This is a genomic window from Xenorhabdus sp. TS4 (genome assembly GCF_014467265.1).
Classification (GTDB): Bacteria; Pseudomonadota; Gammaproteobacteria; order Enterobacterales; family Enterobacteriaceae; genus Xenorhabdus; species Xenorhabdus ehlersii.
Window position 1 is genome coordinate 1 of sequence record NZ_NKHQ01000095.1, and the last position, 10,493, is coordinate 10,493.

General features: G+C 46.9%; 11 protein-coding genes and 2 pseudogenes. 8 read left to right on the plus strand and 5 right to left on the minus strand.

The window, feature by feature from the left end; genetic code table 11:
* Nucleotides 1–531: 531 nt before the first annotated feature.
* From Xets_RS19045 to Xets_RS19075, 7 genes and pseudogenes are all read left to right on the plus strand, one after another.
* The gene (locus Xets_RS19045; protein WP_187652338.1) at nucleotides 532–918 is read left to right on the plus strand and encodes a hypothetical protein; all 387 of its coding nucleotides are present in this window, start codon (nucleotides 532–534) and stop codon (nucleotides 916–918) included.
* A gap of 178 nt (nucleotides 919–1,096) precedes the next feature.
* Nucleotides 1,097–1,435 (plus strand): annotated as a pseudogene (locus Xets_RS28790) (primase-helicase zinc-binding domain-containing protein); the annotation flags it as partial.
* Nucleotides 1,436–1,696: 261 nt separating this feature from the next.
* The gene (locus tag Xets_RS19050) at nucleotides 1,697–2,824 is read left to right on the plus strand and encodes a toprim domain-containing protein (RefSeq protein WP_370588264.1); all 1,128 of its coding nucleotides are present in this window, start codon (nucleotides 1,697–1,699) and stop codon (nucleotides 2,822–2,824) included.
* Nucleotides 2,811–3,089, plus strand: a complete 279-nt coding sequence (locus Xets_RS19055) for a hypothetical protein (protein WP_187652340.1) — start codon at nucleotides 2,811–2,813, stop codon at nucleotides 3,087–3,089. Before Xets_RS19050 ends, Xets_RS19055 begins: the two co-directional genes overlap by 14 nt.
* A 72-nt stretch (nucleotides 3,090–3,161) precedes the next feature.
* Nucleotides 3,162–3,401, plus strand: a complete 240-nt coding sequence (locus tag Xets_RS19060; RefSeq protein ID WP_187652341.1) for a permease — start codon at nucleotides 3,162–3,164, stop codon at nucleotides 3,399–3,401.
* Between the two features lie 294 nt (nucleotides 3,402–3,695).
* Complete coding sequence (locus tag Xets_RS19070; protein ID WP_255430693.1) at nucleotides 3,696–4,124, plus strand: hypothetical protein; 429 nt, start codon at nucleotides 3,696–3,698, stop codon at nucleotides 4,122–4,124.
* 113 nt (nucleotides 4,125–4,237) lie between these two features.
* A complete protein-coding gene (locus Xets_RS19075; protein WP_187652343.1) occupies nucleotides 4,238–4,963 on the plus strand; it encodes a hypothetical protein in 726 nt (241 codons plus the stop codon).
* Nucleotides 4,964–5,038: 75 nt separating this feature from the next.
* Here Xets_RS19075 and Xets_RS19080 read toward each other — a convergent pair.
* The 5 genes and pseudogenes from Xets_RS19080 to Xets_RS19100 form a co-directional block, all read right to left on the minus strand.
* Nucleotides 5,039–5,227: pseudogene (locus Xets_RS19080) on the minus strand (winged helix-turn-helix domain-containing protein); the annotation flags it as partial.
* Nucleotides 5,214–5,462: a transposase gene (locus tag Xets_RS19085; RefSeq protein WP_370588263.1), complete on the minus strand. Its 249-nt coding sequence runs from the start codon at nucleotides 5,460–5,462 to the stop codon at nucleotides 5,214–5,216. The gene Xets_RS19085 and the pseudogene Xets_RS19080, both read right to left, overlap by 14 nt.
* A 374-nt stretch (nucleotides 5,463–5,836) precedes the next feature.
* The gene (locus Xets_RS19090; RefSeq protein WP_187652345.1) at nucleotides 5,837–6,664 is read right to left on the minus strand and encodes a site-specific integrase; all 828 of its coding nucleotides are present in this window, start codon (nucleotides 6,662–6,664) and stop codon (nucleotides 5,837–5,839) included.
* Between the two features lie 387 nt (nucleotides 6,665–7,051).
* Nucleotides 7,052–7,609 (minus strand): recombinase family protein, encoded by a 558-nt coding sequence (locus tag Xets_RS19095; protein ID WP_187652346.1) that lies wholly within the window; start codon nucleotides 7,607–7,609, stop codon nucleotides 7,052–7,054.
* Between the two features lie 4 nt (nucleotides 7,610–7,613).
* Entirely contained in the window at nucleotides 7,614–8,627 is a 1,014-nt protein-coding gene (locus Xets_RS19100) for a lipopolysaccharide assembly protein LapB (RefSeq protein ID WP_187652347.1), read from the minus strand.
* A 181-nt stretch (nucleotides 8,628–8,808) separates the two neighbouring features.
* On the opposite strand from Xets_RS19100, the gene Xets_RS19105 reads away from it, so the two are divergent.
* Complete coding sequence (locus tag Xets_RS19105; protein ID WP_222941660.1) at nucleotides 8,809–10,422, plus strand: DUF4158 domain-containing protein; 1,614 nt, start codon at nucleotides 8,809–8,811, stop codon at nucleotides 10,420–10,422.
* Nucleotides 10,423–10,493 lie beyond the last annotated feature (71 nt).

Genomic DNA, 10,493 nt, shown 5'->3' on the forward strand with positions numbered 1-10,493 from the left:
CGTTAAAAGGGATGTGAAGTGAAGGCTCTCAGAGTCTGAACTAGTAACGCCCCTCTGGGGCGAAATCAAAGCCGCCTTCTATGAAGGCGGATTTTTACTTTCCAAGTCTTCTTACTCATGGTAAAGCCATCAGTAAGCAGATTTTGTCCTCCCTGAGGGCGAAAACGTGCGATAGCTGGTCGCCAAAAACAAACAGCAAATTAGCGTTAATTTACTAATCCCTGCGGGAATCTATCTCCTGCTGGAGATACCTCCCGTCATTTCTGGAGGTATCCATAAATAACAAATTCCAAAACCTTAAATTGGTTTATCGTCAAGGTGGTCGTCGCTGGGAGCGTGTCTTTACAGATACTCTTTACGCGAATGTGAAGCGTGTCGCTGACTCGTTTCCTCCGACCGTTCTTTGGCGCATCCTGCCAGCTTACAACTCGGAACCCTAAAGCTCGGCTTTGGCCGTGACCTTTCAATAACCCATGCGGGTACACTTCCCCGCACGGAGTAGGTGTACCCATCAACTTTGGAGTACACCTTATGAACCAAGTAACTAAATTGGACCTCGCCCAAATCCGTCAACAAGCCATCAATGATGGTCTGTTGGTGGACTGTTCCTCTATTGGCAAACAAGCTGGATTCTTGGCGAATGCCGCAGTAACTCCGGCTATTGTAGATGGAATTTTTGGGGCAGATGGTAAGCACTCGGTAGATGATTTCCTGTTTGTGTTTTTGCAGCTTTGTGTTGCACAAACCAAGATAGCGTTTACCGACAACAAAGAATTAGAAAAAATTCGTCTTTACTACCCCATGCCTACTGTAAATGGTTTTATTAAACCGACTGAGGTAGTAATTATGTCTGATCCTGAAACAGCAGATGTCACAGTCATGATGGCCTCGGAAGAAGGCACTCATTTGTGCTTGTGACATTCACAAAATTCGCCTCCGTTTCGGGGGCGACCTTTTTTAAACCCTTCGCCGGGGAGAACTCCCCGGCTGGGGAGCCTCCTTGGCACATCCTCCCGGTGTCGGGGTTTCCTTAAAACCCTGACGACGGGGGTTTAAGGAAGCCTCGATGCTGGGGTTCACGCTAAGGAGAAAACCTATGTCTTACTACAAAGCTGACACCGTTCGTGAAGCTGTTAACGGAAACTGGCTATTCATCTTGGCGGCTCTAGCGCCCCATCTGGAACCAGCTCTCCGTAAGCCTGGTCGTCATGTTTCTTGCCCTATCCACGGTGGGAAAGATGGCTTCCGACTGTTCAAAGATGCCCACCTGACTGGTGGCGGCGTATGCAATACATGCGGTGCCAAACATGACGGTTTTGAGTTGCTGATGTGGCTCAATGACTGGGACTTTAAACAGTGTCTGAGCGAGATTGGTGATTACCTGGGAGTTGAGAAAGAGCAACTTCAATATCAACAACCTTCTGCACCGACACGAGCTCCTGCCCAGGCCAAAGTGCCTGTTCAGCAAGGGCCTATGAAGGTGAACAACAAGGTTCTCGATTCCAAGAATCGCAAAAAATCCATTGCCGGTACTCTGATTGCCCACGGTAAAGCTCCTTACGAGCATAACGAAGATAATGAGCTCAGCTACTTTGCCTTCATCCGTAACAAGAGCGGCTTGGAACGCACCATTTGGGGTGTGGATCTTGAAAGAGCTATTGGTGAAAGCGAAGCCAAGTATGGGGATGAGATAGTCATGACAAACCTCGGGCACGAGCCTGTAACTGTTGTCGTTGAAGTTAAAGACGAGCAGGGGAATGTTGTGAAAGAACAACCTATGCAAACACATCGCAACACCTGGCTGGTGGAACGTCGTGGCGCTACGGTAACGCAGTTCCGCGTTCGCTCGAACGGTGGTGTTGAGCCGGTGAGTCACCATGTTGAGTCGGCCTCAGTGGTCAACCGCACGACAAAAACTCCGGCACCGCAAGCACAAGTTGCGGCCACACAACTGGAAGATCAAAGCAGCGAAAACAAGCCGAAAGTTGTTCCGATGTTTCGTGAACAACCCAAGCCTTGGCTGCTTGAGCTCCAAGAAGAAATGGAGAAGAGAATGGAGCGCGAACGCGCTTATAGTGTTCGTCTCCGTGAGAAAATCGAGAAGGTATGGAACGAGTGTTTGCCGTTCTCCAGTCATGTGACTGAGCCAATGCGTCTGTACTTCAAAAACCGCGAGCTTCTGTTCAAGGTTGATGAAGTAGAAAAAACAGACTGCCTGCGGTTCAAGCCGGCGATGGCCTACTACGACGAAGATGGCAATGAAGTTGGGAAGTTCCCGGCTATCGTCTGCGCTATCCGAGATGTGGAAGGCAATCTGGTAACTCTCCACCGCACCTATCTCACCCAAAACGGTAAGAAAGCCAAGGTCGGCAACGCCAAGAAAATGATGCCCATTCCAGACGGTTTGGATGTCAATGGCGCGGCTATCCGCCTCGGTGAACCGATTGAGGGTATCCTGGGTGTTGCAGAAGGGCTGGAAACGGCTCTGTCCGCTTATCGAGTCACTCAAATCCCGGTTTGGTCAACGGTCAATGCGACCCTGATGGAGTCCTTCGAGGTTCCAGAAGGTGTTCACACCGTACTGATCTGGGCTGACAAAGATAAGTCTGTGACTGGTGAGAAGTCAGCGAACGTGCTGAAAGCCAAGCTGGAAAAGCGCGGCATTCGTGTGTACGTCCTGCTGCCTAAACTCCCGATCCCGCCCAGAGCGAAAGGGATTGACTGGAACGATGTCCTGATGAGTCAGGGAAGCCTCGGTTTCCCGAATGCTCGCTACCTGCGCGATTTCATTGCGAGAAGGAGAGCTGAGTATGGCTGTTATTGATGTCTCAAAGGTTGATACAACGCCTGGTAACGACGCGGTATTCCCCTTCTCTCCCCCTGAGGGGTGGGAGGGGGACTCTGCGGCCTACGTTGAGCTTATGCGGTCTCGGTATCGTCATCTGATGCACGGCCAGAGGATGATGGTGGCAGCCTCCTTCGCAAGAAGGGAGTCTATTCAAGTTATTGACCCGTTTGCTGATGAAGCAACGAAGATCATTAACTCAATGAAGATGAACAAGGTGAAGCCAACGGCTTTGTCTGCCTAAAACTTTAACCCTGAGGGGGTGTTCATGCCCTCCCGGACATGGTTCGCCTCCTCATCAACAATGGAGGTAATCATGAGAAAGTTTTTGTGTATTAAGAAGTGGTTCGTGCGTCTTTTCTCTCCTGATAAGAAGACACTGGGAGCTATCGGTGAAGATTTGCGCAAGGTCGCTGTCACAGCCATCGGTGTCGGTATTGCAGGATTGGCTGTATCTGGGGACACCATTATCTTCAAAGAAGGCGGTTTGGTGTTGGTCATTGGGATTATCCTGTGGGTCTATGGTATAATTTTAACTAAGGTCAGCAATTCCTAAGGAGGTCAAATGGACGCTTTTACATTAGGCATGTTGGGGTTGTTCATATTTTTCACTGTCGTCACTGGCGGCAGTCTGTATCTCTACCATGAGAGACAGAAAGAAAAAAAGCATCACAACGCCTAAGTAATAACCGCGAACATGAACCAAAGGGCCAGCAATAGCTGGCTTTTTTTTATGGTGCGCCGAGCATGGCGCGTAGCGCCTTGATTGGCGCTGTTAGTTAACCGTACGTACGGTGGTGTGAGAGGACGACGGGAGTGATCCCGTCTCCTACTCGATCCTGGTGTTTATATGCGTTACATGTCACACTTGCCAAATGTGGCATGTAACGATAATGGCGAAGCGATGAGAATATCTGATGAAGATGTGACCGCAGCCAGCGTTTACCTTCTTCGATCTGTTTCCCGTCCCAAGTTCTGGTTTGATACTCCTCGTGAACTCAAGGCGGAGGCGGTCGAGAAGTTAAACGAACTCAGCAAGGATGGGCAGTCTATTTCGTGGTGGGTAGGTAAGTACCTCACCATCGACCAGCAGGCCAAACTGGCGACGTCTATCCGGCAAAGCCGTAGGCGGGGTGCAGGGACAGGAAAGAGCATTACCATCAGCGATAAAGCACACCGTATCTTGAAGCGGTTATCAGAGGTTGATGATTGCAACTTTTCAGAAGTGATCGAGAAACGCTTGGTGCGAGCCTACAACCGTTCATGGGATGACAAATAAACTGGCACCAGGGGTTGCATTTTAAAAACCCGTGATAGCATCTAAATGAACCCTAACGCATAGGGGTACTGGCGGCGATGCCGATCACTATCCCGACAATGGAGAAATTGACCATGATGACACTGACTACCGTCTCGAAGAAAACCTCAAGCAACTCGGCTCTTGTATTCTGGCGCGTTGGTACAAAACGAAAGGGCATCCTCGATGTCCGTATTGATTTTGACCACGAAGAGGTCGATCTCCTGGCTGAGCTCGTAGCCATTCGCTATCTGGCGCTGGATAAGCAGGTGTTTTGTCGAGAACCTGGTGCTGGTTCGGGTTACAAGCTGGTGGTATCTAAAGGCGCGATCAAGAAGTTAGCGCTGGGCAAATCCAGCAAGAAGTTTGCTTTCAAGTTTGCAGCTTGCCTCACCGGTCGTTTGAAAGGCGCTACCATTGAGGTTTCGCAGAGCATGGAGTTTATGGATGAGCGGGGTGAGGGCAATGTTGAGCTTTTTGATGCTGACAAGCAGGCTTACACCCAGACCCATGACGAGATCTCGACCCCAGCCATTGGTCCTGTCCTGGTAACTCAACATGCCATCGATCAGTACCAGGCTCGGATAACCTCTGGAGACCCCAAAAAACCTTGGGCGTCACTTGTTGGCCGCCTCCAGCACCCGGAACTACAGGTCCAGCCCTTTGACGAGAAGGTGGCTCGCCATAAAGCCAGAAAGTATGGTCGCGTTGATAACGTGGAAGTCTGGGGGCATCGTGATTCCAAGTTCAAGTATCTGATGGTGATCAACGACGACAACAAAAAACGTGTTCTTGTGACAGTCTTCGAGCGCAACGAATAATGGCTTGGAATATCCACCAGCACCTTAAAGCCTGCCCTGACCATTTTGGGGATGTCTTTTTAGTTCTCAGTTCTTCGCTTTGGCTTCCGTGATTTTTGCCATTTTTTCTGCGTATTCCGGGTCGGGCTGTTTCACGGTGGGAGCGGCTCTGCGCCAGACTATGCCCATCTGACCACAGTAGCGGTAGAGTGAACTTTGTGAGAGCGATATGTTTAATCATTCATTGATTTTATGAGTAATGAGTTCAAGGCTACAGCCTGACCTGTTTTTCCAACGCCTGTATCTGGCGTTGTTCGGGCGTTAAGGCTTTACCGGCAGGCGTTACCCCCTGTATTTCGGCCTTATACTGGCGGATCCATTTTCTCAAGGTACTGGCATCAACGGCCAGTGAACGGGCGATATCAATAACCCGTTGATGATGGAGAACAACCTGCTGAACCGCTTCCAGCTTAAATTCAACGGAATAGTGGCGTTTGGTCGGTTTCAATTTCATTGTCATACCTCATTGTCATGTTAATAACATTAGCAGGCTTTTGAGGTGTCCGGATTTAATGTACTACTACACGAAGATTGCCGCTGAAAAAGGGGCCGTCCATCACATCACTACAGTCACCTGTTTAATTGTTGGAGTGAGAATATCATCTCCATGACGGTGACCAAAATTAGTGTGCCACTTCACTTTTGATTGAATAAAAAAAACAATCTCCTGTAGGTTTGTTATTTGTGGAAATTTTAATCATAAAATCTGTGCCATAGTCTCGTTCATCTATTGAACACAATACCCAATCAGCACTAGATATCTGATTGTTAATTATTTTTTTGATTCCGTTTCAATAACGTGTGTGTCATTTCTCATTTTATGCCTATCATGTATTAATACTGAAGATTACGAGCGGCAGCTTCTAAGCGTGTTACCCCTCGCTTATCATAGCGTTGTGTTGTGGCAACACTGCTGTGCCCCATTGCTTCCCTGACTGTCAGCAAATCTTCGCCGTTTTCTAATAGCTTTGTCGCGTATGTCCGGCGGCAGTCGTGGGGTGTAAATGAGTCTATACCTGATTCTTTTACTAATTTATCAATAATATAACGTATTCCGTCCGTTGTTATTCTATCGCATGTCACATCATCATTTTTACGAATACGCGTGAATACAGCCCCTGAATGATCTCCTCTTACAGTATCAATCCATAATTTAGTGCGACGGTAAGTATCATCAGGCATGAAATTGGTACGTTCTTTATTGCCCTTCCCCATGATCTTGACTGAATAACCGTCAAAATTTATGTCTCTGTACTCCAATAGGGTGACTTCAGCTCGACGGAGCCCACAGCCCAACATCAGGGAAATTATGGCGGCATCACGTATAGCGGTCGCAGTATTTATACTGTCAACATACTGATAAATCATGCTGATTTCTTTGCTACTAAGTGATCGCCCTCGACCAATTCTATTACCGCGAATTCGTCTTATGCTTCTAATATCTTGATAAGTATCACTATCTATGATTCGGGAGGCTCTGGCTTCTTCAGCGACTCCCTTAATGGCACTTAAAACCAGATTGATACTGTTAGGTGTCTTTTTCTCAATGATTAGCTTTTGGAGTACTAACTGAACAGAATCACGATCCAAAATTGACCAATCGAAGCTGAACGGGTCCGCAGCACGAAAGAGTTTTACTACTGTACTCAGACAGGAACGCATCGTTTTTTGACTCTGCTTTGAGCGCAGTCTTATCAAATAACTTGTAGCCGGATTATTCACATTTTTCGTATTGTTACTTACATCGACAATGCTTGTTACGGCGTCACTTAATATCAACTCCCCCATCAGCCTCTCCTTTGTGCTAAAAATCGGTATGAAATTTATGATTGATTCTGGCACGTTTAACTGTAATGCCATCGTAAATCGTCAAAAATTTTTCATTACTACATTAAATGTATATTTAACTGAGTAAAGGGTAACACAGCTACCGATCAACCGAAAAGTGACAATCTGGACTAGCGGGAGCATTTGAACAGAAACTTACGGTTTCACCACTGATAATGATGTCCAAACCGTAAGTTTCTTCACGCAGATGACAGAAAAATATTATGACTGCTTTGACGCTGGCAACCAGCGGTACAGAGTGGGAATTGACACCCCAAGGTTATTGGCAACGTCTTTTGGGGGAACACCGCTTGCTAGCAGCTTTTTAGCAGATTCCAGCTTACTGCTGGTCATTTTCGGTTTTCGTCCACCTTTCCGGCCAATCTCCCGGGCTGCATCCAGTCCGGCGCGGGTGCGCTCAATAATCAGCTCACGCTCCATTTCAGCCAGGCTGGCCATCACATGAAAGAAAAACCGTCCTGATGGCGTGCCGGTATCAATCGCATCGGTGAGACTTTTAAAATGAACTCCTTTTTTGTGAAGTTCTCCAACCATATCAACAAGCTGTTTTACGCTACGTCCCAGCCGGTCGAGTTTCCAGACGACCAGCGTATCATCTTCGCGCAGCATTTCCATGGCCATCGTTAAGCCAGGGCGTTCTGCACGAACGCCGCTCACTTTATCTTGATAAATTTTTTCACATCCAGCCCGGGTTAACGCTTCAATCTGTAAATCAAGGTTCTGATCTCGTGTTGACACTCTTGCGTACCCAATCAGCATAAAATTACCATCCGAGAGACTGTATCCATGGCCAGAATTCTTGCCCATGTCTGTCTTTAATTTTTTTAACTATCTCAGTGGAAAGACGATTGTCGATCCCATTTAATAACATCTGTTTGCGGTTTGAAATACGTTTCCGAGCCTCAAAATCCTTTTCACTGAAGAGTTCTTCATGGCATTTCATCAGTGATGCACGCTCAGCCATGACACTGGAATGGTTGAACAACCAACGCAGGAAGGCAAAACTATCTGGGTAACGAAACCACAGATTGCCGTACATTTTCATATAATCGGTCGCGGTATCCGGTTGTGCCAGATTACTGTCATGCCAGATGGTCAATGGCAGCGGATCGGAATTACCACAGAGGAGCTCGGCGAGATAGATGTTGGCACAGAAGCCTTGTCGCAGGGCGGTCGCTGCTTTGACCCAGTCATCATTCATTATATGGAGCAAACCAAGTTCATAATAATAGGGCGGATAGTTATCGGCATTCTCGTTAAGCACCGTCTCTGCGCGAATTTTGTCACCGGCTCGCAGTGTTTCTGAACCCAACAGATAACGAATGCCCTGATTATCATTGGGGTTGTAGGCCAGCATTTTGTCAATAAAGGAGGCTGCGTCTTTATGGCGGCGTAGTCGCATGTATGCCAGTACGACGCCGTGCAAGGCGCGCAGAAACGGACGATTTTCCAGATACCCCCATTCAATGACACCATGAAACCCTTCGGGGATTAAACATTCCCCGATTGCAACGCCGGCTAACGCGGCATCCAGGGCTTTTTTAGGCTTACCTTGTCGGTGAAAAGCAAATGACAGATGGGCATGACTGTCAATGAACTCCGGTTCTCGTGCAATGAGCTGTTCAAGCTCGGCGATATAGTATTTCTCACTCATATTACCGGATTGGTAGGTATTCAGGAGTTCATCAAATTCATCCGCCACGGAGGAAAATCGTTCTTCCGGGTAAATGAAGCAGCCAACATTGTCCAATACGTCAAATTGCAGTTTGTTTTTCATTTTCGTCTCTCAAATCTGTCTGCTATTTTTTATCAAAACTCATTGAGAGGATAGGCAATTGAGAATAGAGTTTCAAGAATGGATTTTGAGAATCACGATGCCTTGATGATGGGTTATACGAAAAAACCTCTTTGTGATTCTCACAAACGCTGGATTGCAAGAATTACAAGAGGAACAAATGATGGCTAATGAGAAATTTCTGACACAACGCCAACGCTACCGGCCTGTAACTCTGCCTCAAGACTTTTCTGATGAAGAAATGGTTAGAGACTGGACGCTATCGGCAGCCGACAAGAAGGAAATCAATCGATACCGTACTAACTATCGTTTGTTTATCACTATCCAGCTTTGCGCTGTTCGTCGGTATGGCAGGTTTCTTACGGAAGTGAATAACCTCTCGCCGCGAATTGTAGGTTATCTCAACAACCAGCTGAATTTGCCACCCTCGCTGAACATCACAGCTCCGGACAGGGAGGCGACCTTTTCTGAACAGCGTAAGCACATTCTGGCCTATCTGGGGTTTTCTAAATATGACGAGACTGCACAAACCTCCCTGACAATATGGTTATCCCGGCAGGCTGAACAGGGGCATTTACCGGACGAGTTGTTTCTGAGCGCCGAAGCGTATTTGTTGAATGCCAAAGTGATGCTACCGGGGCCAAGTATCCTGGAGCGTCTGATTATCAGTGTCTGTTCTAATGTACATGAAAAACTGTTTGAGTCATTATATAAGCAACTTTCCGGTGGAATCAGGCTGGCTATTGATGAAATGTTAATGGCCTCTCAAGGGGAGCAACGATCTCTGTTCTATCTTTTGAAAGAATTCCCGCCCTCAGCCACAATCACGTCAATTCAACACTATCTGGAACGCTATTTGTCTCTTGACCGTATTGGTATTGATACCCTCGGGTCGCGAATGGTAGATCCTGCTTTTATGGATTATCTCTACAAATTAGCGCTTCGATACGATGCCAGAGATATCAGGCGATTTAAAGAAAACAAACGTTACGCTTTAATGCTTTGTTTCCTGCTGGAAACAGGGAAAGTACTGTTAGATTATCTGGTGAAAATGCATGACCAGTACATCATGGATATGTTGCGTAAGGGAAAACAAAAATACGAAAAGAAACACCGTGAATTTCGTCAGCGTCAGAAGAAAGCTATTGATATCATGCTGGAGACAACACATTTTCTCCTGAATTGGTTGGATGATAAACCCTTAAACAAAGCGGATCTGTGGCACAGGATTGATGAAAAGAGACTGCTGAAATCGGTGGCAGACTTGCACATCTTTAAACAACTGGAAGAACGTGGATATGGCGATATTCTGCTGGCTCGTTATCCCAGTTTGAGAAAATATTTCCCAGCGTTCCTGCATCTGCCATTTCAGGCTAAACCGGGAACGGAGTTACTTCTGAAAGCGATTCAAGTGATTCGCCAGCTTGACGCCGGCGAATTGAAAAAACTGCCTCAAGATGTACCCACCGATTTTATCCCCCGGGAACTTCGGCGTTCTCTGAAAGGAAAAGAGGGTAAAATCCAACGTAATGCTTGGGAGCTGGGTGTGGCGATTGCTATTAAGGAAGCCTTACGTTCCGGAGATCTGTTTATACCCAAGAGTAAACAGCACATCTCTTTTTGGGATTTGATGTTAAATCAGCATCATTGGCAAGATACCCGTGATTCTGCCTACCATGACTTTCAGCTCCCCTTCAAAGATCAGATAAAAGCACACTTGCTCCTACGTTTTCATCAAAGTGTGGAGGAAGGGGTTTCGGGAGCAATGGAACAGTGAACGCCGTTAAGTGGTCAATTTAAATAGCCATTTAATTATAAATCAATAGATTAATTTTCTTCATTGAAAGG